This is a genomic window from Nocardiopsis synnemataformans (assembly GCF_965343085.1).
Lineage (GTDB): Bacteria > Actinomycetota > Actinomycetes > Streptosporangiales > Streptosporangiaceae > Nocardiopsis > Nocardiopsis alborubida.
Map to the genome: position 1 here is coordinate 1 of NZ_CBDRFA010000112.1, position 24,974 is coordinate 24,974.

Consider the following 24,974-nt stretch of genomic DNA (forward strand, 5'->3'; position numbering starts at 1 on the left):
TCGCGGTCGACCTGGTGGAGGTTCCGTTGGCCGACCCCTTCGGCGCCGTGCGGGAGGGCGGGGTGGACGCGGCCGTGGTCCTGACGCCCGTGCGGGAACCCGACCTGACCCTGGGCCTGACCTTCTCCCGGCAGCCGCAGACCCTGGCCCTGTCCAGCGCCCACCCGTTCGCCGGGCGGGACGGGATCGGCGCGGAGGAGCTGGCCCGTGTGCGGCTGGTCCCGCTGGCCGGGAAGGCCCCCGCGTACTGGCGGCACGTCAACTCGCCCCGCGTGACCCCGGGCGGCGCGCCCATTCCCCAGGAGGGAGGGGCGGCCACGCTCCAGGAGGGATTGTCGCTGGTCGCGGCGGGTCGGGGCGCCCTGCTGGTGTGCGGAGCCGCCGCCGAGTACAACCGGCGGCCGGACGTGGCCTACGTGCCGGTCACCGGGCTGGCCGCGTCGGAGCTGGGGCTGGTCTGGCGGACCGGGGTCCGGGGGTCGCGGCTGGCGGCCTTCGCCGCCGTGCTGGCCGAGACGGTCGCCTGACCCCGGGGACGGACGATCGCCGGGCCCGGGGACGACCGCCTTCGCGGTGTCCGGGTTCTCCGGGGCAGGGGCGTGTCGCCGACCCGCGGACGCCTTCGAGGGCGGAGTAGCCTCGGCGGGGAGAGGGAGGACCACCATGACAGGACAGGGCAGGGCCCCCGGGCCCGACCACCCCATCACCGTCGAACCCGTCGGCGCGCGCGTCGTCGCGCGGGTCGGGGACAGGGTCGTCGCCGACACCGAGGCCGCGCTGGCGCTGCGGGAGGCCGCCTACCCGCCGGTCCACTACGTTCCGCTCGCCGACGTGGACCCCGGGGTGCTGCGGCCGAGCTCGACCACGACCTACTGCCCCTACAAGGGGACCGCCACCTACCGCACCCTCGCGGTCGGGGAGGGCGATGAGTTGGTCGACGCGGTGTGGGCGTACGAGGAGCCCTACCCGGCGGTCGCGGAGATCGCCGGGCACGTCGCCTTCCAACCGGACAAGGTCCGGGTCACCGTCGGGTCCTGAGCGGACGGGAACCGCACGCTGACAACGGAACGCGGCCGTTGACCGGCGCCGGGCCATCCGCCCGGCGGTACGGGTGTGCCCGACCGGCCCCGAGAAGGTCTGGAGCAGCGGGGGCGCGGTCGCCCCGGAGCCGTTAGTGTCGGGGCATGGCCTCTGATCCCACGGCGTCCTTCGCCCGTCCCCGGGTCGCCGCCGGCGCCCTGTTCCTCGACCGCCTCGGCCGGGTGATGATGGTGGTCCCCTCCTACAAGGACCACATGGAGATCCCCGGCGGCTACATGGAGCGCGGGGAGACGCCGAGCCAGGCCGCGGCGCGCGAGGTGAAGGAGGAACTGGGGATCGTTCCGCCGATCGGACGCCTCCTGGTGGTGGACTGGGCGCCCACGCAGGCCGAGGGCGACAAGCAGCTGTTCGTCTTCGACGGGGGAGTGCTGGACCAGCGGTGGCTGGACCAGATCGTCCTCGATCCGAGCGAGCTCACCGGATACGGGTTCCACGACGTGGGAGGGATCGCGGAGGTCACGATCCCTCCGCTGGTGCGCAGGGTCACCCAGGCCGTACGCGCCCGCCAGGAGGGCACGACGCTCTACCTGGAGAACGGTGAGTCCGTCCCGTAGGCGCCTATCCGGCGGTGAGGCGAAGAGTGTGGACGAAGACGGTCCATGCCGGACGGCTGTGGGTTTGGCGGCGGCGCTGCGCGCACGTGTGGGCGTCGAGGCCCGGGTGTCCAGGGCGCGGTCGGGTTCCAGCCAGCCGCGCCGGTGTACGAACTCGGCGTAGACGGAGGCCGTGCCGTACCCGTGGTCACCGTCCGGGACCAGCGGTCGGAACACGCCCGTGACCCCGGTGGGGGACCACGCCCCGCGTTCCTCCAGAAGCCGCTGGTACCCGTCCCACGCCTGCGGTTCGCGCTCCATGAACAGCAGGTGGTCCACCAGCATGCGCAGGGTGGGCTCGCCCCCGTGCGTCCCGGGTCGCCGCAGGGCCGAGTTCAACTGGCCGACGAGGTGGGCGTGTACGTCGCCGGACGCCACAGGTGTTCTGGAAACGCCCATGCGTGCGTTCTCCTCGCTGGGCGGCCCCGGTGGCTCCACGGGGCTCTGGGCCGTCGCGGCAGAGGTTGACGAACCTGTGTTAGCGAGTAACACTTCTTGTGCCGGGGCCGGTCGGGGGCAGGAGCGGACATGGACCAGCGCACGCGCAGGAGGCAGCGCAACAGGGCCGCCATCCAGGAGGCCGCCCTGCGCCTGTTCGAGCGGCAGGGCTACGAGGCGACCACGGTCGCCCAGATCGCCCGTGAGGCGGGCGTCTCGCACATGACGTTCTTCCGCTGCTTCCCCTCCAAGGAGGACGTGGTCCTGCGGGACGAGTACGACCCGATGCTGGAGGAGCTGGTCCGCGAGCAGCCCGACACGCTCCCGGCCGTCGAGCGGATCCACCGGGCCACCCTGGTCGGACTCGGCCGGGTCTACGAAGACAACCGGGAGGCGCTGCTCGCACGGGCCCGCCTCCTGCTGTCCATCCCGGCCCTGCGCTCGCGCATCGGAGAGAACCTGGCCTCGGCGAGCACCGCCTTCGAACGCGGTCTGGCCCCGCCCGGCACCAAGGCCCCTGCCCCCGGCCTGGCTCCGCCCGGGACCAAGCCCGACCTGGAGACCCGGGCCGTCGCCGCCGCCTGCTCGGCGGCGCTGTCCGAGGCCGTCATCGCCTGGGTCGACTCGGGCGGGGAGGACGAACTGCCCGCACTCGTCGACCGGGCCTTCCTCGCCCTGCGCGTCCCCTCACCCACCGACCACCGACCCTGAGGACCCCCATGACCGACCAGGTCATCACCGTCGAGGACCTCCGGGTCCGCTACCCGAACGCCGACCGGCCCGCGGTCGCGGGGATGAGCTTCTCCGTGGCCCGCGGCGAGGTCTTCGGGTTCCTCGGCCCCAGCGGCGCAGGAAAGTCCACGACCCAGAAGGTGCTCACCCGGCTGCTGCGCCGCTACGAGGGCGAGGTGCGCGTCCTCGGGCAGCCGCTGCGCGACCGGGGCGCGGACTACTTCGAGCGCGTGGGCGTGGGCTTCGAGCTCCCGGCCGGGTTCGGCAGGCTCACCGCCCGCGAGAACCTCGCCGCCTTCGCCTCCCTCTACCGCGGACCCGTCGAGGACCCCGGCGAACTCCTGGCCCGGGTGGACCTGGCCGACGCGGCCGACCGCAGGGTCGACGACCTGTCCAAGGGCATGCGCATGCGGCTCAACCTGGCCCGTGCGCTGGTCAACAGACCCGAACTCCTCTTCCTGGACGAGCCCACCTCGGGTCAGGACCCGGTGCGCTCCGCCCTGCTGCGGGAGGTCATTCGGGAGGCGGCCGACCGGGGGTGCACGGTCTTCCTCACCACGCACGACATGGCCACCGCCGACCTGCTGTGCGACCGGGTCGCCTTCGTGGCCGGAGGGCGGATCGCCGCCGTGGACACCCCGCGCGGCTTCAAGCTCCGCTACGGCCGCCCCGGACTCGTGGCCCGGGTGCGCGGACAGGCCCCCCGGGAGATGGCGATGGAGGCCCTGGCCGAGGACACCGAACTCCTGGCGCTGCTGAGGCGGGGCGCGGTGGAGACGCTGCACACCCGCGAGGCCTCGCTGGACGAGGTCTTCGCGACGGTCACCCGGGAGAGGCTGTGAACCGCCTGCTCGCGGCCACCGCGCTGGAGACGCGGGTCGGGCTGCGCTACGGCATCGTGCCCGTGGCCGCCGCCCTCGGCGTCGTGTGGACCCTGGTCCTGCTCGCGGTCCCCGCCGAGGCGGCCGGGACGGTGGCGGCCTACCTGCTCTTCCTCGACACGGCGGGCTTCGGCGCGCTCTTCGCCGCGGCCCTGCTGCTCTTCGAACGCACCGAGGGAACGCGTTCGGCGCTGACGGTCACCCCGCTGCGCGCGGGGGAGGGGGTGGCGGCCCGACTCGCGGTGCTCACCGCGCTGACGCTGCTCATCGCCGTGCCGATGCTCGCGGCGGCGCTGCGGGGCCGGTTCGGGGACCTCGCGCAGGCGCTGCCGCCGGTCCTGGGCGGGGTGGCGCTGACCTGCCTGCTGCTGCTCACCGTGTGCCTGGCGGTGGGAGCCCGCGCCCGGGACCTGTCGGGCTTCCTCCTGGCGGCCCCGCTCACCGTCGCGCCGCTGGTCCTGGTCCCCCTCGTGCACGTCAGCGGGATCCTGGAGCACCCGCTCCTGTACGCGGTCCCGACCACCGTCGGCGCCGACCTCATCCGCCTGGGAACCGCGCCCGACTCCCTCGCCGCGTCCCCCGCCGCCCTGGCCGCGGGCACGGTCTACGCGCTGGCGTGGGCGGCGGCCGGGACCGTCGCCGCCTCCCGCGCGGTCGAGCGCGGAGCGGCCCCCGCGCCCCGGCGGCGGGCGAACGGCAGGGGTGCGAACGACCAGGGCGCGGCCGGGTCCGCCCGGCCGGTCGCCGGGCGCGGCGGCCTCCCGGCGATCGCGCGCTTCGCCCGCGTCGACCTCTTCGGCACGGGGCGCGACCCCCTGCTGCTGCTCATGCTCTGCGCTCCGGTGCTGCTCGCGCTGGTCATCCGCCTCGTCCTCCCCCCGGCCTCGGAGTTCCTCCTCGGCTCCCACGGGTTCGACCTCGCACCGCACACCCCCGTGGTCCTGGCGGCGCTGGTCCTGCTGCACGTGCCCATGATGTTCGGGGTGGTCGGCGGCCTGCGCGCCGTCGAGGACTCCGACGAGAACGTCCTGCTCGTGCTGCGCGCCTCGCCCGTGTCCGTGCCCGCCTACCTCGGCTACCGGACGGCCCTGGTCACCGCCCTGTCCCTGGCCGGGCTCGCCGCGGCACTCCCGCTGAGCGGGCTCATGACCTCCGGGTGGTCCGCGCCGGTCGTGGTCGCCCTCGTGCTCGCGGCCCTCCAGGCACCGCTGCTGACGGCGTCCATGACGGCGCTGGCGGCCAACAAGGTGGAGGCCCTGGTCGTGGTCAAGGGCCTCGGCGCGCTCCTGGTCCTCACCCCCGTGGCGGCCTGGGTCCTGCCCGCGCCCTGGAACCTCCTGCTGCTGCCGCTCCCGCCGTCCTGGCCCGCCCTGGCCCTGCCCGGCTACGACGCCGGACCGCTGGGACCGTGGCTGTGCCTGGCGGGCGGGATCCTGGTCGCGGCCGCGGCGCTGGCGCTCCTGCTGCGGCGCACCGTGCGGCGGATCGAGGGCGCGTAGACGAACGCGCGGCCGGGGAGGCGCTTCCGGCCTACGGCGAGGCCGTGCACCGGGACCCCGGTCGCGCCCCCGACCCCGGGTCTTCCGGGGTCAGGGGCGCGATCACCAGGCTCCGTTCAGGCGGGCAGGTCGCGGCGGCGCAGCGCCCACAGCCCGACAGCCGTGAGCAGCGCGGCCAGTGCCGTCAGCAGCGCATAGGCGGCCGGGGTCTCCCGGTAGTACGGATTGACGTGGGCGAAGGGCGAGACCAGTACGAACACCACCTCCGGCACCAGGTTCACCTTCACGGCGATCTCGGTCAGGATCCCGACGGACAGGAACCCCCAGCCCACCGCCGCGCACGCGCGCGGGACCGTCCCGTAGGCCAGGAGGGTGACGGCCACGACCACCCACACGGCCGGGGCCAGGGACAGCGTCAGCGCGGTGAAGCGCCCGACGTCGGCCCACACCCGCTCGCCGTCCAGACCCGCGCCCAGGCCCACGGCCGCGCCCAGGGCGGCCAGCAGGACCACGGGCGCGGCGAAGGCCGCCGCCGCGTGCGCCAGCGCCCAGGCCGTCCGGCCGGTCGGCCCCGCGAGCAGCAGCTCCCCCGTTCCGGCGTTCTCCTCGGCGCGCACGCGCAGGGCCGTGAGCACGGCGTGGGCAGCGACGGGGAACACGAAGGCGAAGACGACGTAGACGAAGAAGGTGTCGGCGGGCGCCACGCCCAGTTCGGCGGCCATCGCGCGCACCCACGGCATGTCGGCGTACTCGGCCATGGCCTCCGCGCCGGTGCGGCCCATCACCAGCCCCATGACCGCGAGGGCGCCCGCCCACACCAGCACGGAGCCGCGGTGCAGCCGCCAGACCAGGGCGGGCACCGACCGCAGCCACCCGGCCGCCCGCACGGGGCCGCCCCGCCGGGAGAACAGGGCGGAGCCCAGGTCGCGCCGTTCGGCCAGGGCGAACGCGGCCGCGACGGTCAGCGTGATCCAGGCCAGGACCGGGAGCAGGGCCCACCACCGCTCGTCGGCGAAGGGGCGCACGTTCTCCAGCCACCCGTTGGGCACCGCCCATGTCAGCCACAGGGCGTCCCCGCCCGCCGCGGCGCCCGTGCCGCGCACCATGTGCATGACGTAGAACGCGCCCAGAGCCAGCCCCGCCGCGGTCCCCGGGCGGGTGGTGCACTGCACCGCGACGGCGGCCAGGCCCGCGCCCACCCCCGCCGCGGCGGCGGTGACCAGGGCCAGCGCCACCGAGCCCGCCACGGGCAGCCCCAGGGCGAGCAGGCCCGCCGCGACGACGGCCGCCAGTACGGCCGCCGAGCCCAGCACCACGGTGAGCGCGGCCGCCAGACCCGCGTGCCTGCCCAGCGGCGCGCCCCCGAGCAGTTCGCTCCGGCCCGAGGCCTCCTCGGTACGGGTGCCGCGCACCACCAGCAGCACCGCGCCCAGGGCGGCGCACATGGTGGCGGCGGCGAACGCCTGCTGGGCGACCAGGGCCTCGGCGCTCGCGGCGAAGGCGCGGCCCTGGAACAGGACGAACATGGGCACGCTCTGGAGCTGTTCCCACCGCTCCTGGCGCGCCTCGGAGGTGGGGTAGGTGGCGTCGGCCGCCGCCGCGCCGCCCAGGGCGATACCGGCCGTGACGGTCAGCCACACGGCGACCAGGACCCGGTCGCGGCGCAGGGACAGCCGCGCCAGGTGTCGCGTCCCGGCCGGCAACGGCGGGAAGACCGCTCGGAGAGGCCGCGCGGAGACGGGCGTGCTCATCGGACCCGCTCCCGGTGTTCGCCGCCGCGGTCGGCCGTGGTGTAGTGGCGCAGGAACAGCTCCTCCAGCGTGGGCGGCCGCACGGTCAGGTCGCGCACCCCCAGCCCGGCCAGGCGCGCGCACAGGGTCTCCAGCCCCGACGGTTCGGCGTGCAGGCGTACGCGTGGACCCTCCACCGCCAGGTCGTGCACACCGGGCAGGGCGGCGAGTCCGTCGGGGGGCCCGGTGAGTTCGGCGGTCACGGTCAGACGGGACAGGTGGCGCAGCTCGGCCAGGGTCCCGCTCTCCACCGTGCGTCCGGCCCGGATGATGCTGACCCGGTCGCAGAGCGCCTCCACCTCGGACAGGATGTGGCTGGAGAGCAGGACGGTGCGGCCCCGGGCCCTCTCCTCGGCGACGGTGTGGCGGAAGGCCTCCTCCATGAGCGGGTCCAGACCCGACGTGGGCTCGTCCAGGACCAGGAGTTCGGTGTCGGCGGCCAGCGCGGCCACCAGCGCGACCTTTTGCCGGTTGCCCTTGGAGTAGGCGCGGCCCCGGGTGCGTGGGTCCAGCTCGAAGCGGTCCACGAGTGCGGCGCGGCGCCGCTGGTCGGTCCCGCCGCGCACGCGGCCGAGCAGGTCGAGGATCTCCCCGCCGGAGAGCCCCGGCCACAGGGCGACGTCGCCCGGGACGTAGGCCAGTCGGCGGTGCAGGGCGGCGGCGTCCCGCCAGGGGTCGCCGCCGAGCAGGCGCGCGGTGCCGGAGTCGGCCCGGGCCAGTCCGAGCAGGACGCGGATCGCCGTCGTCTTGCCCGCGCCGTTGGGGCCGAGGAAGCCGTGGACCTCCCCGGTTCGTACGCGCAGGTCCAGTCCGTCCAGGGCCCTGGTGGGCCCGAAGCGCTTGGTCAGGCCCGCGACGTGGATCGCGTCCGTCATGGTTCTTCTCCCGGGGGGTCGGAGTCGGGCTCGGGGTGGGGGAGGGCGTCGGCGATCCGCCGTCCCTGCTCGCCGGCGAAGAAGTCGGCCATCGCGGTGTAGACCCCGGCCATGGCCGCGCCGACGCGCGGAGCGTGCTCGGGGTCGAGCGAGTCGGCCGCCATGCGGCGGGACAGGTGGAGGTGCAGGACGAGCGTGCCCAGGTGCATGGCGCCCATGACCGCGGCGGTGTCCCGTGTGGTCCGTGCTCCCGGCGGATAGCGGTCGGGCCAGTGCTCGCTGAGGAAGCGCTCGGCGAAGTCGGCGCCGGTGTCGAAGAACTCCGAGGCCGAGTCGGACCCCTCCACCAGGGCGCGGGCGAGGTAACGGGTGCTGGTGTGGCTGGCCTGGTACATCGCCGCCCCGAACCCCGGGGCGGCCGCGTCCTCGCCCAGACTGCCGCGGGCCTGTTCGAGCAGGGTGCCGATGGCGTACGCGTCGCAGGCCGCGCGCAGGCCCTCCTTGGAGCCGAAGTGGTGGCGGATCAGGCCGGTGGACACGCCCGCCTCGGCGGCGATGGCCTGGACGGTCGCGCCCTTGACCCCGCGGTCGGCGAAGACCGCCAGGGCGGCGTCGCGGATGCGCGCCCGCCCGGTGAGGTCCTCGTTGGGTGGCGGTGGTGTGGAGCTCATGCCGTCAGACTACACGATCATGTAGCGAACTACACGTTCGTGTAGCACTTTTCGCCCAGGACCGATTTCGCCCAGGACCGATTTCGCGCCCAGGACCGAACGGCCAACGTGAAGGCGGGTGACTTCCGTGCCCTGACGGCGAAGGGCCCCGCGCCCCTTCCCGGGGACCCCTCGCCGCGGGCCTCAGACCGGTTGGTCGAAGCGGGGCGTGCGCGCGAACAGGTCGGTCACCTCGCCCGACACCTCGAAGGGGGCCGTGCCGCGGCGGAAGACGATCGCCGGGCCCGGCGCGCCCGGCTGCACCGCCGTGCCGCCCACGGTCGCGCGGACCACGTCCGACCCCGCGCCCCGCACGCGCAGGTGCGTCCCCTCCCGTAGGCCGAGGACGTCCACGTCGTTGGCCTCCAGGAACTCCCTCAGCCGGATCTCGCGGGTCTCGCCCTGGTGCGTGGACCGGGGGTCGGCGTCCAGGTAGTGCGGGTTGATCTGGAACGGTACGAGCCCCAGCGCGGTGAAGGACGACGGCTCCACGATGGGCATGTCGTTGGTGGTGCGCAGCGTGGGCGCGGTGATGTTGGTGCCCGCGCTCGCCCCCATGTAGGGCAGTCCGGCCAGGACGCGGTCGCGCAGGTCGTCCAGCAGCCCGGTGCGCTGGAGGGCGGCCACGAGGCGGAACGTGTTGCCGCCGCCCACGAAGACGGCCTGTGCCTCGTCCAGGACCCGCGCGGCCCCGGAGTCCGCCGGGACCCCCGTCACGCGGACTCCGCGCGCCGCGAAGGCCTCGGCCACCCGCGAGGTGTAGGCGTCGTGGTCGCCTCCCGCGAACGGCACGAACGCGACCGCGTCCCGGCCGTCGAGGAAGGCCTCCACCTCCTCCCACGCGTGGTCGAGGTAGTCCCGGCCGTGGTTGGTCGAGTTGGAGAGGAGCAGCAGCTCGGGCATGGTCCCCCTTCAGGGAGTGGTCGGGCGCGGGGAGGGGCGGGAGCCGTGCCCCCGCCTCCAGTTGCGCGTGGGCGGTGCCGGGCGGCGGTTGGACAGCAGCCCGGTGAGGTCGTCGGCGGCGGCGCGCAGCGGCGCCAGGTGGTCGAGCAGGTCGTCGTCGTGGTCGGAGTGCTTGTTCTCCACCAGCGTCACGGAGCCGACCGGGCGCTTGCCGCCGAACACGGGGACGGCCAGAGCGCGGGACGCGGCGTCGTACTCGCCCTGGGAGAGCGCGTAGCCCTGCTCGACGGCCGCGTCGAAGAGCTCCTCGACCTGCTGCTCGTCGAAGGGCGTGAGGTCGGAGAAGCGGGCGGAGGGGCGCCCCGCCAGCAGGGCCCTGCGCTCCGCCGGATCCAGGAAGGCGAAGTAGGCCCGGGAGGTGGCCCCGGCGTGGGCCGGGTAGAGCTCGTCGACGAAGGGGTGGGAGCGGCGCGGGCCCTCCGAGCCGCCGACCGCGGCGATGCAGCGCACGTGCGCGCCGTCGGGGACGCAGAACAGGCAGGTGCGGCCGCTGGAGCGGGCCAGGTCCGCGAGCAGGGGTTCGGCCAGGGCGGAGAGGCCGCCCGAGCGCTCCCACAGGCCCGCCATGCGCCACATGGCGGGGCCCATGCTGTAGCGGCGCGTGTCGGGGTCGGCGCGCAGGAACCCCTTGCCCGCCAGGGAGGCGAGGAGGCGCTGGGCGGTCGACTTCGACAGGCCGAACTCGTCGGCGAGTTCGAGGACGCCCCAGCTCGTGCGGTACTCGTCGAAGCTGAGGAGGACGTCGAGCGCCCGGTCGACCGTCTGGAGCGGGCCGGTGCGTTCCGTGGAACCGGTGGACATGGAAGCCCACCCTACGTCTGACGGAGGATCCGACACCCCCGCTTCCAGGGATCGAAATGTGATCTTAACTCCCAGATAGTGGGAAACCTTTGCCCTGGCGGGTGAACGGAAGGCAGCCTGGGCGTGACGGGCCAGGACGCGGCAGCCGCGCACCGCAGCCCTTTGACCAGCGATACTCCGTCCTCGACGGACGTGAGCCATCCCTGAAGGACACACATGGAACCGTCGGCACCTGGTTCGTCCACCGAACCGCAGACCCCGGGAAGCGCCCGCCACCCACGCGCGTTCGAACCCGTCGTCGTCATCGTCACCGTCCTGGTGAGCCTCCTCGGGGCCGTGATCGGGATCCACATGTTGACTTCCTCTCCCTCGTGAACGAGGGAGATTCCGACCGAGCCTTACGGCCCGGCGGCGCTACGCGCCTCACGGCGCGCGCTGGTTCCTGCTTCGTCGACATGGCACCCCAGAGGTCTCCGCAGGCTGGCACGGTTTACCCCGAAGGATTAGTCCATCCGCGCACAAGAATGTTCTGGGCCGCGTTCACATCCGCATGCGCCCTGTGCCCGCACCTGCCGCACTGGAAGACCGATTGGCTCTCTCGGTTCTCCGGCGCGACATGCCCGCACGGGTGACAGGTCTGCGAGGTGTACGCGGGGTTGGCCTCCACGATCCGGGTGCCGGTGCGCCGAGCCGCGTTCTGACAGGCGAGCTTGAACCCGTACCACCCCTTGGCCAGGATCGCCCGGTTCAATCCCGCCTTCTGCCGAACGTTGACGCCCGGCGCGTCGACCGTGCCTTTGGCGGAGGCGGTCATGTTCTTGATGTGGAGCTTTTCCAGCACCACGACCGCGTTCTTGGCACACAACACGTGCGCGGTCTGCGCGGCGAAATCGGCGCGGCGGGCCCGCACTCGCCCGGTCAGCGTGGACAGGGCGGCCTTGGTCCTGGCCCGGTTGTTCGACCCCCGGCGTTGGCGGGACAGGCTTCGGTACAGGCGGCGTTCGCGCTCGGCCTCTTTGGGGGTTTGGAACACCTGGTCGAGCAGGTCGCCGTCGGAGGTGGCGACCGCCACCGCCACACCTCGGTCGATGCCCACCGCGCTGCCGGGACGCTCATGCGCCTCGGGGGTGGTCTGGCCATCCTCACACAACAAGGCCACGTACCAGTGGGCGCCGTCGCGGGAGACGGTGGCCGAGCGGACCGTGCCCCCGGGGCGCACGCGACCAGCGAAAGCGCACCCACCCCAGCTTGGGCAGTTTGACCCGTCCCCACCTGCGGCCCAGGCGTTCGATGCTCATCCGCCCGCCGTCGGGGAAGCGGAAGGAGGGCTTCCACCGGCCCTTGGCACGCCACCGCACACCGAACGTGCCGTGGTCCTGACAGGCCCGGTCCAGGTCACGCAGGGTCTGCTGGAGGATGTGGGACGGGGCGGTCTGAAGCCAGGTCTCCTCGGTCTTGGCCTCGGCCAGCTCACGGGCCTGGAGGTGGTAGCCGCAGTAGGGCAGGCGCTGGCCGCGCTGCCAGCGGGACACGGCCTCGCGGCGCTGGTGCAGACCGGTGTTCCACACCGCTCGACAGATATCGCTATAGACCTCGCACTGCCCGGTTTGCTCGTCGGTGAGCGCGAGCCGGTACCGAAACCCCGTCAGCATGATGAGACCACCTCCCCTCGAATCAGCACACACACCGTAGCGATGCCCTACGACATTGTGATGGGAACGGCTTACCCCGCCCTGAAGGAGGGAGTCTGCCCCACTACCGGGCTGCTCGTCGCCACGCCCAACGCCGGATGGCTCGTCCTCGCCGGTCTGGCGGTCCGCCTGGTGTGGGAGCGCCGCCGCGGCGAGAAGGGCGAGCAGGAGATCGCCCTGGTCGGCGCCGGCCTCATCGCCGGTGACTCCGTCCACTCCGTCGGCACCATCTTCAGCCGCTGAACCCGGGAGGGACCATGACACGACTCGGAGTCGTCACCATCGGCCAGGCGCCGCGTCCGGACCTGACGCCGGAGATCACCGCCCTGGCGCCCGGTGTCGCCGTGTTCGGCGAGCACTTCCAGGAGGCGCCGGTAGCCCGCTGCGTCATCGCTGATGCGGAGTTTGGCCAGCGGAGTCCCATCCTCGTTGACCAGGGCGACGTCGTGATGGGCCTCGGCCCAATCGATCCCGCAGAACACCGCCATCTACTTCTCCCTTGTTCGTGTGCCGGTGCCGGTGGTGGGCCTGTGCGGTCCGCGCGGCGCCCTAATTCCAAGGCTCGTGGGCCTGCCATCTCAGTAGCCGTTCGCGGTACCAGCGCACCACAGGGGCCCCGGTCTTGGTCAGAGCTCTTCGGCTCGGGATCAAGGAGTGGGGGTCGCCCTGCGGTCGGCTCGCACCACGAGGAACAACGCTCACAGGCGCGATGGGGTTTCGTGGTGGCCCGAAGGCACCGGGCGCCACCGGTCTCTCAGGAGGCCTCGCCGGGCCGGGAACCAACAGGGGTTGGCCCGGTGCCCACGCGGCCACCACGAAACAGGCCCATCTTCGACCAGTCCGTCAGTCCCCCAGTGGGGCTGTCTGGAACCGCTTACGAACGAATTAGGGAACCCATGTCCTGGAGCCACGTCATCGAGACCCACGACCTGCTCGACACCCCGACCGCCGACGGGGCGTCCGTGGCGGAGTACCTGCGCCGCCACGGCGCGGCCGACGGCGAGGTCGTCGTCGAGACCGTCGCGGGCGAGGGCGGGTCCACCGACTTCGTCCGGGTGACGATCGCCGGTACCGACGGAGCCGCCTCCGGCGGTTCCGCACCCACCCTGGGCATCCTCGGCCGCCTCGGCGGCCTGGGCGCGCGCCCGGAGCAGATCGGCTTCGTCAGCGACGGAGACGGCGCCCTCACCGCCGTCTCCGCGGCGGCCAAGCTCCTGGACATGCGCCGCCGGGGCGACACCCTGCCCGGCGACGTCGTGCTCGCCACCCACGTCGATCCCGACGCCCCGACCCAGCCCCACGACCCCGTCCCGTTCATGGGCTCGGTCGTGGACCAGGACGTCAGCAACCGGCACGAGGTCCTGTCCGCCATGGACGCGATCCTGTCCGTGGACACCACCAAGGGCAACCGGGTCTGCAACCACCACGGCATCGCCATCACCCCGGCCGTCGTCGACGGGTGGATCGTCCGGGTCCCGGAGAGCCTGCTCGACATCGTCTCCCGCACCACCGGCCGCGCCCCGGTCGTCATGCCGCTGACCATGCAGGACATCACCCCGTACGGCAACGGCGTCTACCACGTGAACTCGATCCTGCAACCGTCGACGGCCACCAGCGTCCCGGTCGTGGGCGTGGCCATCGTGACCGAGGAGGCCGTGGCCGGGTCGGCCACCGGCGCGACGGACCTGCGCAGCGTGGAGAGCGCCGTCCGGTTCGTCATCGAGACCGCGAAGGACTACGGCCGCGGCATCCCCGCTTCGTCGACGCCGACGAGGTGCGGCGGCTCCAGGAGCTGTACGGGAGCATGTCCCACCTGCGCGGCGCGGGCGAGCCCGCCGCCTCCTGAGGTCTGAGCCTCTGAGGGGTGCCGTCCCGCCCGGGCCACGGGGCGGGACGGCGTCCTCTGTTTCCCGGCACGCGCGGTCCCGAGTCGTCCGCCGACTCCGAACGGCGTGCCCACCCGTGCCCTCAGTCCTCCCTCGGCCGTTCCCCCTCCGCTGGCTTCGGCTGCTCCTCGTGTTCCCTGTCGAGGTCCTCCGCGGGGATCCTGCGCAGGAGAGCGAAGACCAGCACCGCCGCGACGGCGAGAACGAGGGCTGAGCTCAGGGCCGACGACTGCATCCCCTCGGTGAAGGCCCGGAAGGCCACCTCCCGCACCTGGTCACCGGCCTCGGCCGGAAGCTGCTCGGACACGGCGACCGCACCGGGCAGCGTCTCCTGTACCGCCTCCGCGACCTCGGGCGGCGCGTCGTCGGGTGCCTCGGCGCTCACCCCGCTGCGGTAGACCGCCATGCCGATACTGCCCAGGATCGCGATGCCCAGCGCGCCGCCGAGCTCGCCGGCGGCCTCGGACAGGGACGCCGCGGCCCCGGCGCGTCGCGGCGGGGCGCTCGCCACGACCAGGTCGGTGCAGATCGAGGCGATCGCACCCATGCCGGCGCCCACCATGCCCATGCCGCCCAACAACAGGGCGATACTCGCCTCAGGGGTGATCTGCGTCAGCGTCAGCATGCCGCACGTACCCAGCACCAGGGCGAAACCGACCACATTGCCCGGGTGGACACGTGTGGACAGGGCCACGGAGAGGACCGCTCCCGTCGCCGACATGACCACCATCGGCAGCATCCACAGTCCGGCGGTGATCGGCCGCAGGTCCAGGACCAGTTGCAGGTACTGCGACACGAAGAACATGAACCCGACCAGCGAGAACACCCCGAGCAGCACGGTGACCAGCGCGACGCTGAACCCGGGGTCGCGGAACAGCCGCACGTCGATCACGGGATCGGTCAGCCGGAGCTGGCGGAGCACCAGCCAGGTCCCGACCGCCAGGCCGACCGCCACGGACGCCATGGCCGTCCAGGTGGGCCCGTCCTCGGAGAACTGTTTGATCCCGTACACGATCGGCAGGATCGAGGCCAGGGAGAGGAGCGCGCTCAGCCAGTCGAGCCCGCCCGCGTGCTTGTCCCGGGCCTCCGGCAGCAGGAACGGTCCGACGACGAGCAGCAGCACCATGACGGGGACGTTGACCAGGAAAACCGACCCCCACCAGAAGAACTCCAGCAGGATGCCGCCCGCCAGCGGACCGACGGCCGTCCCGCCGATGAACCCGCCGGTCCACAGCCCGATGGCCAGCTTGCGCTGACCGGGATCGAGGAACAGGGTGCGGATGAGGGCCAGCGTCGCCGGCATCAGCGTGGCTCCGGCCACCCCGAGTACCGCGCGGGCCGCGATGAGCATCCCGGGAGTGGTGGCGAAGGCCGAGGCGACCGAGGCGACGCCAAACGCGGCGGCACCCAGGAGCAGGAGCCTGCGCCTGCCGATCCGATCGCCCAGGGCCCCCATGGTCAGGAGAAGCCCCGCCAGGAGGAACGTGTAGACGTCCATGATCCACAGCAACTCGGTGCTGCTGGGACGTAGGTCGGCGCCGAGGTGGGGGACGGCGAAGTTCATCACGGTGACGCTCATCGCGATCAGCAGCACCGGGAGCATCAGGACGACCAGGCCGCCCCACTCCCGTCGTCCCGCTCGTGTGGGTGGTGGAGTCGGGGATTGCGTTGTGTCCATGGCCGCACCCTGTTCCCTCGCGCTGACCGCGCGCGTACCGCGTGCTGACCGGGTGCTGACGGCCGCACTGCCCTCCGGCGGCTCCGGACGCACTCCCTCGGGGCTCGCTCCGCCGCCGGGACCCGCCCGTGCCGCGTGCCGGTCCGGGATACTGGGCCCCATGCGTTTCGGGATCCTCGGGGCGACCGAGGTACGCGGTGACGACGGCACGCTCCTGGCCACCGGCGGCGTCCGGAGGAAGGCGGTGCTCATCGTGCTGGCCCTGGAGGCCGGTCGGTGGGTCACGAGGGATCGGCTCATCGACGACGTCTACGGGCAGCATCCTCCGGCCGGGGCGGCCAACGCCCTCCAGTCCCAGGTCTCCCGGCTGCGCGGCGGCCTGCACGGCACCGACCGCGACGTCCTGGAGTCCGGGTCGGCCGGATACCGGCTGGCCGTCGATCCGCTCGACGTGGACGCGCACCGCTTCGAACGCCTCGCCGCGAGCGGACGCGACGCGCTCGGTGCGGGGAGGTTCGACCGGGCCGCCGCACTCCTGGACGAGGCCCTGACGCTCTGGCGCGGCCCGGCCCTGGCCGACGCGGCCGAGGCGGACTTCGCCCGCGCCCCCGCGCAGCGGCTGTCCGAACTGCGGTTGACCGCGTGGGAGAACCGGATGGCGGCGGGGCTGTCACGCGGTGAGGGCGCCGCCCTCGTCGAGGAACTCCACGGCCTCGTGCGGGCCCACCCGCTGCGCGAGCGGATGCGGGGCCACCTGATGCGCGCCCTGCACGCCGCCGGACGCCAGGCGGAGGCCCTGGCCGTGTACGCGGACGGCCGAGCCCTGCTGGCCGAGGAGTTGGGCGCCGACCCCTCGCCGGAACTGAGCCGCGTCCACACCGCCATCCTGCGCGGCCAGCCCCTGGCGGACCCGGGCGTCCGAGCCGCCACGGGCGACCTGGACGGGGAAGCCACGGCCTCCCGGCAGCGACCTGTTTCCGAGGGCCGACCGACCCCCCAATCCCGACCGACCCCCGAACACCGACCGGTTCCCGAAAGCCCACCCGGGCCAGAAGACCGGTCGGTCCCCGAACACCGACCGGGCCCCGACCGCGGACCGGCGCCCGCCCGCCCGGCCCCGACCGGTGTCCCGGCCCCGATCACCAGCTTCGTCGGGAGCACGGAGGGGCCGCGCGGTGTGCGCGCTCTCCTGGAGAAGTCCCGGCTGGTCACCCTCACCGGGCCGGGCGGCGTCGGCAAGACCAGGATGGCGGTCGAGACCGCCCGCCTCGCAGCGGACGTGTGCTTCGTGGACCTGACCCCCGTCGACTCCGGCGCCTCGGTGGCCCAGGCCGTCCTCACCGCGCTCGGGATGCGCGAGCCGGGCTGGACGCGCCCGCCCGCACACGTCCACGGTCACCCCGTGGACCGGGTCATCGAGGCGCTGGACGACCGCGCCCTGTTGCTCGTCCTGGACAACTGCGAGCACGTGCTGTCGGCGGCGGCCCGTCTGGCGGGGCGGCTGCTCGGGAGCTGCCCGCGTCTGCGCGTCCTGGCGACGAGCCAGGAGACGCTGGGCATCACCGGCGAGGCGCTGTGGCCGGTCGCTCCACTGTCCCTTCCCCCGGCCGACGCCGACCCCGCCGAGGCTCTGCGCCACCCGTCGGTGCGCCTGCTGGCCGAGCGGGCGGTGGCGGTCCGCCCCGACTTCGCGGTGGACGAGTCCAACGTCGCCGCCGTCACCCTCGTCTGCCGTGCCCTGGACGGACTGCCCCTGGCCATCGAGTTGGCCGCCGCGCGACTGAACGCCCTGCCGCCCGAGGAGATCGCCGCCCGGCTCGACGACCGCTTCTCCCTGCTCACCCGGGGCAGCCGCACCGCGGTGGCCAAACACCGCACACTGCGCGCCGTGGTGGAGTGGAGCTGGGGGCTCCTCGACGAGCGCGAACAGCGCCTGGCCCGCAGGTTCGCCGTCTTCGGCGGTGGCGCCGACCTGGACGCCGTCCGCGAGGTCTGCGGACTGGGCGACTCCACCGCCGACGCCGTCGCGGGCCTGGTGGAGAAGTCCCTCATCGAGGCGGTCGACGGTGCCCGGCGCTACCGGATGCTCGCCACCGTCCGGGCGTTCGGAGCCGAGCACCTGGACGAGTCCGGTGAGCGGCACGGAATCCGGCGTGCCCACGCGGCCCACTTCCTGGGCCTGGCCCGCGCCGCGGAGCCGCGGCTGCGCGGCGCCGCCCAGGGGGAGTGGCTGCCCCGACTCCTGGCCGAACACGACAACCTGCACACCGCCCTGCGCTGGTCGGTGGAGCACGACACCGCGACCGCGCTGGAGCTGACCGCCGCCCTCTCCGCCTACTGGTGGCTGCGCGGGCGGCACGACGAGAGCGCCCCGCTGGCGGCCAGGCTGCTCGGGAGGGTCGGGGACGCGGTGCCCGGGGACCTGGCCGAGGAGTACGTGCTCTGCCTGGCCAACGCCGTCGCGGTCGAGTCCGACACGGTGGACGAGACCGCCTGGCGCAGAGCCGAAGCGCTGGTGGGCGGCCTCGACCTGCCCCTGCGCTGGCCGCTGCTGGCGCTGCTGTGGCCGACGTCCGCTGGCCGGTCCGGGCGCGGACGCGGCGGCATCGCCCCCTTCCTGGAGCGCTGCGGCGGCGACGCCGACCCCTGGGTGCGCGCGGCCTCCCACGTCGTGCTCGGTTACCTGCGGTTCTTCCACGGCGACCCCGACCCGGCGGAGGAGGCGTTCACGACCGGCCTGGCCGCCTTCCGGGCCCTGGGCGACCAGTGGGGCGCGGTCCAGGCGCTCGCGGGGCTGGCGACCCTCACCTCCTGGCAGGGCGACCTCCCGCGCACCCTCGCCCTCACCGACGAGGCCCTGTCGGCCACGGACCGGCTCGGCGCCCTGGAGGACAGCGCCGACCTGGTCCGGCTGCGGGCCGAGGGGATGCTGAACGCGGGCGACCTGGACGGCGCCCACGAGGCGTTCGGTCGGGCCGCCGAACTCTCCCGGCGCAGCGCCGCGCGCGGGGTCCTGCTCGCCTCGTGGTACGGGCTCGGCGAGGTGGCGAGACTGCGCGGTGACCTCGCCGAGGCGCGTCGCCTCGGCGAGATCACGTTGGACGCGGTCCGTACCGCCGCGGCCGGGGGAGGGGCCGTGAACGCGCAGCGCACGCTGGTCGCACAGGGGCGCCTGGCCGCGGCAGACGGCGATCCCGAGCGGGCCCGCGACTGGTACAGGCGGGCCCTGACGGGTGACACGGCGCTGTGGTACCCGACCCGGACCACCCTCGCCGCCGAGGTCCTCGCCGAGGCCGCGCTGCTCGACGGCGACCCCGAGCGGGCCGCCGTCCTGCTGGGCGTCAGCGCCTCGGTCCGCGGCTGCCTGGAGCCGTCCGCCCCCGACGCGGTCCGGCTGGTCGGCGCGGCGAGGTCCTCGCTCGGCGAGGACGCCTACCGCGACGCCTGCGCCCGGGGACTGGCGCTGTCGCGTTCCGGGCGAAGCGAGGCGATCGACGTGGCCCGCCGGAAGTACTTCGCCTGAACCCGCCGCATGCGATGCGGGCCCGTCGAACCCGGCGGGCCCCGCCCCATCCGGTGTGGGCCCGCCACCTCAGGCCCGCGGGACGGTCAGGCGCCGCCCAGGGTCGAGACGTCGATGACGAACCGGTACCGCACGTCCGAGGCCAGCACCCGCTCCCAGGCCTCGTTGATCCGGTCGGCGCCGACGCCCTCGACCTCGGGGGCGATGCCGTGCTCGGCGCAGAAGTCCAGCATCTCCTGGGTCTGGGCGATGCCGCCGATCTTGGAACCGGCGACGGTGCCTGGTTCCTCGTGGTGACCATCGACGTTCCCGACACCCCTGGGATCGAACCCGACTCCTTCCTCGGGGTGGACCTGGGCATCGTCAACATCGCCACCACCAGCGATGGCCAGGTGATGGCCGGGCGCCAGATCAACCGGTACCGCAGGCACCAGCTGAGGCTGCGCCAGAAGTTGCAGGCCAAGGGCACCCGCTCCGCCAAGCGCCTGCTCAGGAAGCGGCGCCGCCGTGAGGCCGGGCACTCCAAGGATGTCAACCACCGGATTTCGAAACGCATCGTGGCCGAGGCCGAACGCACCGGGCGCGGCATCTCCCTCGAAGACCTCAAGGGGATTCGCACCCGGGTACGGCGTGCGACACGAAGTCGCACACAACAAGTGAGCATTTCTGAAAGGAAGGTGATGCTCCGGGCCAGTGTCCAGGCCCCGTCCCCACACTCACATGCGTCGCTAGTAATGGCGGGGTGTGAAGCTGAGGGTGGTGTCATACCGTCGTAGCAACACCGCAGGTCACAGGGGTTGCTCATGGGAACACGACGGATGCTCACCCTCGCTGAACGCGAGGAGATCGCGCTCGCCCACACACGAGGGGAAGGCGTACGCGCCATCGCCCGCCTGATCGGCCGGGACCAGTCGATCATCAGCCGTGAGCTGGCCCGTAACACCTCCAAGCGCGGATACAGAGCCACCACCGCCCACCAACGTGCCCGCGACCGTCGGGCCCGCCCCCAACCACGCCGTGTGGACACCGACCCCCTCATCCGCGAGCGGGTCCTGGGCGACCTGGGCCGGGGCCGCCGAGGCCAGGAGGCGTGGGACGCGGGGCGGAAGTCACACGTCCCACCCGACCACCCCTAGCGGAGTGGTCGGGTCAGACGCGGTGGGCTCCCTCGCACCCAGCGGGGTGGTGCAACCGCACGCTCGGTCCCTTCAGGACCGAGAAGCTGACAGGAGTTCGTGTTGGGTGTGCGTCGAACCCTGCGGGACCGCCGTTCCCCGTGCCGCCAGGTCTCCCCCGCTCCGGACACGGCGTGGGATGATGGCACCCATGGCCGACAGGGATGCACAGGAACAGCGGTTGCGCGACATCGCCGTCATCCGCCGCGTCCGTGACCGGATCGACCGCGAGTACGCCCAGCCCCTCAACGTCGAGGCGCTGGCCCGCGGGGCGCACATGTCGGCCGGGCACCTGAGCAGGGAGTTCCGCCGCGTCTACGGTGAGTCGCCGTACTCGTACCTGATGACCCGGCGGATCGAACGCGCGATGACGCTGCTGCGCCGAGGGGACCTCAGCGTCACCGAGGTCTGCTTCGCGGTGGGCTCGTCCTCGCTGGGCACGTTCAGCACGAGGTTCACCGAGCTGGTCGGCGTGCCGCCGAGCGTCTACCGCCGCGACCACTCGCGGGCGGCGGCGGGTATCCCGCCGTGCCTGGCCAAGCAGGTGACCAGACCGGTCAGGAATCAAGAAGCGCGCGCCCTGTAGCCAGGCCTAGCGTTGAGGGCATGGACATCACCATTCACCATGTCTCCCGGAGGATGCCCCGGCCTTGAGGCCGGGGAGGAATCCGGGCAGGCAGTCGGCACCTTTCCCGTTTTGCCTTACACATACTTCTCCTTGCTCTAACCTTTGCCGTATGCGGACGGCGTACAAGTGCCGGGCCTACCCGGACCCCGAACAAGCGGCCCAGCTGGGTCGCACGTTCGGATGCGTGCGCCTGGTGTGGAACAAAACGCTCGCCGACCGCCACACCGCCTACCACCAGCACGGCCGCACGACCTCCTACAAACAGACCGACGCCGCGCTGACCCAGTGGAAGAAGACCGAAGACCTGGCGTTCTTGTCCGAGGTGTCCTCGGTGCCGTTGCAGCAGACCCTGCGCCACCAACACAGCGCGTTCTCCCACTTCTTCGCTGGACGCGCCCGCTACCCCCGGTTCAAGAACCGGCAGGGCCGACAGTCGGCGCACTACACCCGCAGCGCGTTTCGCCTCCGCGACGGTCAGCTGTTCCTGGCCAAACACCAGAGGCCGCTGAGGGTGGCCTGGTCGTGGGATGACGTGAACCTGGCTGCGTTGGAGGCGACCACGGTCATCGTTTCGCGTGAGGCGGACGGGCGCTGGTATGTGACCTTCGCCGTGGACACCGACGATCCTGACCCGGCACCGGACACTGGTTCTGAGGTGGGTGTGGATCTGGGGGTGAAGGACTTCGCGATCCTGTCCACGGGCGAGAAGATCGCCAACCCCCGCCATCTGGAGCGCAAGGCCCGCAACCTCAAGCGCTACCAGCGGCGCATGGCCCGCACCCAGCGCGGCTCGGCCAACCGGCGCAAGGCCAAGCGCAGGATCGCGGCCGCGCACCGCAAGGTCCGCCACGCCCGCGCTGACTTCCTGCACAAGACCACCACGCGTTTGGTGCGCGAGCACGACCTGATCGCCATCGAGGACCTGCACGTGCGGGGCATGACCGCCTCCGCACGCGGCACCGCCGAGCGACCCGGTCAGCGGGTCCGTCAAAAGGCCGGGCTGAACCGGTCGGTCCTGGACGCTGGCTTTGGTGAGTTCCGCCGTCAGCTGGAGTACAAGGCCGCGCGTGCGGGTCGCACGTTGGTGGTGGTGGATCGGTGGTTTCCTTCCAGCAAGACCTGTTCTGCGTGCGGGTACCTGCTGGATCGGCTTTCGTTGGGCACCCGGGTATGGACGTGCCCTTCCTGTCGCACCCGGCATGATCGGGATCTCAACGCGGCCAAGAACGTCCTTGCGGCTGGTCGAGTCGCAGCCCGGGAAGCAGTCTCGGGTGATGCCTGGGGAGCTGGTGTGAGTCGGCAAGGGTCCTCCCTTCCGCAGTCGGCGTCGAAGCAGGAAACCGGGCCCGTGAGGGTCGCCGCGCGAGCGGCACCGGACCGTTAGGTTCGGTCGGAATCCCCCTCCTTTGAGGAGGGGGAGGAAGTCAACACGCCTTCCTGCCGCACACCGACGCCGAGGCCGCCCTGGCCTTCTACCGCGACGTCCTCGGATTCGAGGTCCGCAACGACGTCGGCTACGAGGACATGCGCTGGATCACCGTCGGGCCGGTCGGACAGCCCGGAACCTCCATCGTGCTGCACCCGCCAGCGGTCGACCCCGGCGTCACCGAGGACGAGCGCCGCACCGTCCTGGAACTGATGGCCAAGGGCACCTACACCGCGATCACCCTGGCCACCGACGACCTCGACGGCCTCTTCCAGCGCCTGGAGGCCGCCGGAGCGGACGTGGTCCAGGAGCCCATCGACCAGGACTACGGGGTCCGCGACTGCGCCTTCCGCGACCCGTCCGGCAACCTCGTGCGCATCAACCAGGCCGCCTGAACGGGGTCCGCGAGAACCCCGCCGCGACCCTCCCGCCGCCCCGGACGGCTGCCGCCGGACGGTCACGGAACGCGCGTGACCAGGGGCGGCAGGTCGGAGGGGTGCGGGTCGAAGCCGTCGGCCCGCACCCCGGAGGAGGCCAGCCCCGCCAAAGCCAGTCCGGCCGAGGCCACTCCGACCGTGTGCGGGCCCGCCTCACCTCGAGGTCGACGGTCCAGGCGTCGGTGACCGGGCCGGGCTCACGCCGACCCGCCCCTTCCCGAAGCCCTTCCACCCCGGCCGTGTTCCTCGGCGCGGGCGGCTCGCGTTGACCGGCCTGCGCTGACCGGCCCGACCAGGGGCGGGCCGGAGTGACGCCCCGAGGCTCGAGGCCCGGGGACCGGGGCCTGAAGCCCGCCGCCGGTCCCCGGGCCAGAACCTAGTGGAACTCTCCGGGCACGTAGTCACCGGCCGGCTGCTGGGTGATGATGTTCAGCCGGTTCACCGCGTTTATGAACGAGACCAGCATGACCAGGGCGGTGAGCTGCTCCTCGTCGTGGTGCTTGGCGGCGTGCTCCCACACCTCGTCGCTGACCCCGTCGGTTGCGTCCGCGACCCGGGTGCCCTCCTCCGCCAGCTCCAGCGCGGCACGCTCGGCGTCGGTGAAGACCGTGGCCTCCCGCCACGCCGCGACCAGGTTCAGCCGCACGGCGGTCTCACCGGCAGCGGCGGCGTCCTTGGTGTGCATGTCGAGGCAGACGGCGCAGCCGTTGATCTGGCTCACGCGGAGCGCCACCAGTTCCTGCGTCGCGGTCGGCAGCGCCGAGTCCTTGATCGCCCTGCCCGCGGACATGAAGGGCTTGATGACCCTGCCGGCGGTCGGGCTGGTGAAGTAGTTCAGACGCGCTTCCATGGGGGCGCTCCTTCGTGGTCGTCGGTGGCTACACCCCCTGAGACGAGATGGCCCGACGCCCTGTGACACGGGCGGGTGTGACCTGGAACTCCCTCCACTGGCCCGGGCGCTGGCCGACCTGCCCCCCGGGCAGGTCGCGCGACCGTTTCCACGTCCTCCGGCACGGGAGCGGACCATCAGCCGCCGTTGGACTGGCGGACCCCCTCGGCGAGCGCGTCGAAGGAGTAGACGAACCCGCCGTCGGCCCCGCTGACGGTCATGTAGGCGTCGGTCGTCCCCGGCGCGATGGCGACGTTGGTCGCCGAGTCCAGCCCCTCGGCGGCGTCGGCCGGGACGCTGACCGTCGTCAGGTGCTCACCCAGGGGGCTGTACACGAAGATGCTCGGCTGGCCGTGGACGGCCTGGTAGAGGTTCCCGTCGGCGTCCACCGCGATGGAGTCGATCTGGCTCGTGCCGCCGTCGAAGTACAGGGCGGGGTGGGAGGTCTCCACCTCGGTCCCGTCCTCGTTGAGCGCGAGGTAGTCGACGCGGTTCGCGCCGTACTGGCCGACCCACAGGCCCGCGAAGTCCGCGCTGAACGAGATGCCGTTGGGCGCGGGCAGCTCCTCGGCCAGGACGGTCGCCTCCGCGGTGTCGTGGTCGATGCGCACGACCCGGCCCCGGGGCTCCCACGCCGGACCGTCGAACCCGGTCGAGTCGCTGACGTACATGTTCCCGGCCTCGTCGAAGGCCAGGTCGTCCGGCTGCATCGGAGCGCCGTCGACGTCCCCGGAGAAGAACGTGGTCTGGTCCTCGCCCTGCGGGGTGATGCTGTCGATCCTGCCTCCGGCGAAGTCGGTCAGGTACAGCCGGTCGTCGTGGGGGCTGAACTGCGCGGAGGTGTACGCGCTGGCGTCGTCGGTGAACACCGGTGTCACCTCCCGGGAGGCGGTGTCCACCCTGAGCACCTTGGGCTCCCCGGCGGGGGCGGTGACGTCGACGACGAGCAGGTGCCCGTCGGCGTCGAAGGTCGGGCCCTCGAGCAGGGTCATCCCCGTCTCCTCGTGGACGGAGGTCACCTGGACCAGGAGTTCGGCGGTGCGCTCGGCGCCGCTGCCCTCGCTGTCCTCACTCGTGGCGGCGGGGTCGGCGCATCCCGCCGCCACGCCGGTCAGGGCCAGTGCGGCGAGTACGCGGGCGGCCACCGTTCGTCGCGGCCTGGGGCAGTGCGGTTCCATACGGTTCCCTCGGGGTCTCGGGGTCTCGGGGTCTCGGGGTCTCGGGGTCTCGGGGTCTCGGGGGTGTGTCCGGCGGACGT

At 73.0% G+C, this 24,974-nt stretch carries 24 protein-coding genes and 3 pseudogenes; 15 read left to right on the top strand and 12 right to left on the bottom strand.

The features are described 5' to 3' along the window. The 6 genes from ACSIH6_RS36850 to ACSIH6_RS36875 form a co-directional block, all read left to right on the top strand. Window positions 1–527, top strand: a 527-nt coding sequence (locus tag ACSIH6_RS36850; protein ID WP_435113046.1) for a LysR substrate-binding domain-containing protein, incomplete at its 5' end; no start/stop codon positions are given. Window positions 528–663: 136 nt separating this feature from the next. Continuing rightward, window positions 664–1,038, top strand: coding sequence for a DUF427 domain-containing protein (locus ACSIH6_RS36855; RefSeq protein ID WP_435113048.1), 375 nt, complete (start codon window positions 664–666; stop codon window positions 1,036–1,038). A 146-nt stretch (window positions 1,039–1,184) separates the two neighbouring features. Then, window positions 1,185–1,655, top strand: a complete 471-nt coding sequence (locus ACSIH6_RS36860) for an NUDIX domain-containing protein (RefSeq protein WP_435113050.1) — start codon at window positions 1,185–1,187, stop codon at window positions 1,653–1,655. Window positions 1,656–2,222: 567 nt separating this feature from the next. Further along, entirely contained in the window at window positions 2,223–2,843 is a 621-nt protein-coding gene (locus tag ACSIH6_RS36865; RefSeq protein ID WP_435113052.1) for a TetR/AcrR family transcriptional regulator, read from the top strand. Between the two features lie 8 nt (window positions 2,844–2,851). After that, the gene (locus ACSIH6_RS36870) at window positions 2,852–3,706 is read left to right on the top strand and encodes an ABC transporter ATP-binding protein (RefSeq protein WP_435113054.1); all 855 of its coding nucleotides are present in this window, start codon (window positions 2,852–2,854) and stop codon (window positions 3,704–3,706) included. After that, on the top strand, window positions 3,703–5,244 hold the full coding sequence (locus ACSIH6_RS36875; protein WP_435113056.1) for a fluoroquinolone export ABC transporter permease subunit: 1,542 nt from the start codon (window positions 3,703–3,705) through the stop codon (window positions 5,242–5,244). Before ACSIH6_RS36870 ends, ACSIH6_RS36875 begins: the two co-directional genes overlap by 4 nt. A gap of 116 nt (window positions 5,245–5,360) precedes the next feature. Here ACSIH6_RS36875 and ACSIH6_RS36880 read toward each other — a convergent pair whose 3' ends face one another. The 5 genes from ACSIH6_RS36880 to ACSIH6_RS36900 all read right to left on the bottom strand — a co-directional run bounded on the left by ACSIH6_RS36880 (window position 5,361) and on the right by ACSIH6_RS36900 (window position 10,383). Continuing rightward, complete coding sequence (locus ACSIH6_RS36880; RefSeq protein WP_435113058.1) at window positions 5,361–6,995, bottom strand: efflux permease Rv1217c-related protein; 1,635 nt, start codon at window positions 6,993–6,995, stop codon at window positions 5,361–5,363. Next, entirely contained in the window at window positions 6,992–7,909 is a 918-nt protein-coding gene (locus ACSIH6_RS36885; protein WP_435113060.1) for an ABC transporter ATP-binding protein, read from the bottom strand. The genes ACSIH6_RS36880 and ACSIH6_RS36885 overlap by 4 nt, the downstream gene beginning before the upstream one ends. After that, window positions 7,906–8,580, bottom strand: coding sequence for a TetR/AcrR family transcriptional regulator (locus ACSIH6_RS36890; protein ID WP_435113062.1), 675 nt, complete (start codon window positions 8,578–8,580; stop codon window positions 7,906–7,908). The genes ACSIH6_RS36885 and ACSIH6_RS36890 overlap by 4 nt, the downstream gene beginning before the upstream one ends. Window positions 8,581–8,763: 183 nt before the next feature. Next, window positions 8,764–9,522 carry a dipeptidase PepE gene (gene pepE, locus ACSIH6_RS36895; protein WP_435113064.1) on the bottom strand — a complete coding sequence of 253 codons (759 nt, stop codon included), beginning with the start codon at window positions 9,520–9,522 and terminating at the stop codon, window positions 8,764–8,766. 9 nt (window positions 9,523–9,531) lie between these two features. Then, window positions 9,532–10,383 (bottom strand): IclR family transcriptional regulator, encoded by an 852-nt coding sequence (locus ACSIH6_RS36900; protein WP_435113066.1) that lies wholly within the window; start codon window positions 10,381–10,383, stop codon window positions 9,532–9,534. A 216-nt stretch (window positions 10,384–10,599) separates the two neighbouring features. Between ACSIH6_RS36900 and ACSIH6_RS36905 the strand changes: the two genes are divergently transcribed. Continuing rightward, on the top strand, window positions 10,600–10,758 hold the full coding sequence (locus tag ACSIH6_RS36905) for a hypothetical protein (RefSeq protein ID WP_190394807.1): 159 nt from the start codon (window positions 10,600–10,602) through the stop codon (window positions 10,756–10,758). Window positions 10,759–10,873: 115 nt separating this feature from the next. On the opposite strand, the gene ACSIH6_RS36910 is transcribed toward ACSIH6_RS36905, so the two are convergent. Together ACSIH6_RS36910 and ACSIH6_RS36915 are read right to left on the bottom strand one after the other, a co-directional pair. Beyond that, a complete protein-coding gene (locus ACSIH6_RS36910) occupies window positions 10,874–11,602 on the bottom strand; it encodes an RNA-guided endonuclease InsQ/TnpB family protein (protein ID WP_435113069.1) in 729 nt (242 codons plus the stop codon). Next, window positions 11,526–12,035: a helix-turn-helix domain-containing protein gene (locus tag ACSIH6_RS36915; protein ID WP_435113071.1), complete on the bottom strand. Its 510-nt coding sequence runs from the start codon at window positions 12,033–12,035 to the stop codon at window positions 11,526–11,528. The genes ACSIH6_RS36910 and ACSIH6_RS36915 overlap by 77 nt, the downstream gene beginning before the upstream one ends. A 42-nt stretch (window positions 12,036–12,077) precedes the next feature. Between ACSIH6_RS36915 and ACSIH6_RS36920 the strand changes: the two genes are divergently transcribed. Continuing rightward, entirely contained in the window at window positions 12,078–12,317 is a 240-nt protein-coding gene (locus tag ACSIH6_RS36920) for a hypothetical protein (protein ID WP_435113090.1), read from the top strand. Between the two features lie 92 nt (window positions 12,318–12,409). On the opposite strand, the pseudogene ACSIH6_RS36925 reads toward ACSIH6_RS36920, so the two are convergent. Next, a pseudogene (locus tag ACSIH6_RS36925) lies at window positions 12,410–12,562 on the bottom strand (IS110 family transposase); the annotation flags it as partial. Window positions 12,563–12,970: 408 nt separating this feature from the next. Here ACSIH6_RS36925 and ACSIH6_RS36930 point away from each other — a divergent pair. Beyond that, entirely contained in the window at window positions 12,971–13,927 is a 957-nt protein-coding gene (locus ACSIH6_RS36930) for a DUF1177 domain-containing protein (RefSeq protein ID WP_435113073.1), read from the top strand. A 115-nt stretch (window positions 13,928–14,042) separates the two neighbouring features. On the opposite strand, the gene ACSIH6_RS36935 is transcribed toward ACSIH6_RS36930, so the two are convergent. Continuing rightward, window positions 14,043–15,638 carry an MFS transporter gene (locus tag ACSIH6_RS36935; RefSeq protein ID WP_435113075.1) on the bottom strand — a complete coding sequence of 532 codons (1,596 nt, stop codon included), beginning with the start codon at window positions 15,636–15,638 and terminating at the stop codon, window positions 14,043–14,045. Window positions 15,639–15,798: 160 nt separating this feature from the next. Here ACSIH6_RS36935 and ACSIH6_RS36940 point away from each other — a divergent pair, with 160 nt between their 5' ends. Next, a complete protein-coding gene (locus ACSIH6_RS36940) occupies window positions 15,799–19,161 on the top strand; it encodes an AfsR/SARP family transcriptional regulator (protein WP_435113077.1) in 3,363 nt (1,120 codons plus the stop codon). Window positions 19,162–19,247: 86 nt separating this feature from the next. On the opposite strand, the gene ACSIH6_RS36945 is transcribed toward ACSIH6_RS36940, so the two are convergent. Continuing rightward, window positions 19,248–19,394, bottom strand: coding sequence for a hypothetical protein (locus tag ACSIH6_RS36945; RefSeq protein WP_435113079.1), 147 nt, complete (start codon window positions 19,392–19,394; stop codon window positions 19,248–19,250). 21 nt (window positions 19,395–19,415) lie between these two features. On the opposite strand from ACSIH6_RS36945, the pseudogene ACSIH6_RS36950 reads away from it, so the two are divergent. From ACSIH6_RS36950 to ACSIH6_RS36970, 5 genes and pseudogenes are all read left to right on the top strand, one after another. Further along, window positions 19,416–19,826, top strand: a pseudogene (locus ACSIH6_RS36950) (transposase); the annotation flags it as partial. Window positions 19,827–19,964: 138 nt separating this feature from the next. Beyond that, window positions 19,965–20,267: pseudogene (locus ACSIH6_RS36955) on the top strand (helix-turn-helix domain-containing protein); the annotation flags it as partial. Between the two features lie 220 nt (window positions 20,268–20,487). Continuing rightward, on the top strand, window positions 20,488–20,922 hold the full coding sequence (locus tag ACSIH6_RS36960) for a helix-turn-helix transcriptional regulator (protein WP_150254500.1): 435 nt from the start codon (window positions 20,488–20,490) through the stop codon (window positions 20,920–20,922). A 151-nt stretch (window positions 20,923–21,073) separates the two neighbouring features. Further along, entirely contained in the window at window positions 21,074–22,348 is a 1,275-nt protein-coding gene (locus ACSIH6_RS36965) for an RNA-guided endonuclease InsQ/TnpB family protein (RefSeq protein ID WP_435113082.1), read from the top strand. Window positions 22,349–22,401: 53 nt separating this feature from the next. Further along, the gene (locus tag ACSIH6_RS36970) at window positions 22,402–22,785 is read left to right on the top strand and encodes a VOC family protein (protein ID WP_435113088.1); all 384 of its coding nucleotides are present in this window, start codon (window positions 22,402–22,404) and stop codon (window positions 22,783–22,785) included. A gap of 418 nt (window positions 22,786–23,203) precedes the next feature. On the opposite strand, the gene ACSIH6_RS36975 is transcribed toward ACSIH6_RS36970, so the two are convergent. Together ACSIH6_RS36975 and ACSIH6_RS36980 are read right to left on the bottom strand one after the other, a co-directional pair. Beyond that, on the bottom strand, window positions 23,204–23,677 hold the full coding sequence (locus ACSIH6_RS36975) for a carboxymuconolactone decarboxylase family protein (protein ID WP_435113084.1): 474 nt from the start codon (window positions 23,675–23,677) through the stop codon (window positions 23,204–23,206). Between the two features lie 176 nt (window positions 23,678–23,853). Continuing rightward, window positions 23,854–24,894 (bottom strand): SMP-30/gluconolactonase/LRE family protein, encoded by a 1,041-nt coding sequence (locus ACSIH6_RS36980; protein ID WP_435113086.1) that lies wholly within the window; start codon window positions 24,892–24,894, stop codon window positions 23,854–23,856. Between the last annotated feature and the right edge of the window lie 80 nt (window positions 24,895–24,974).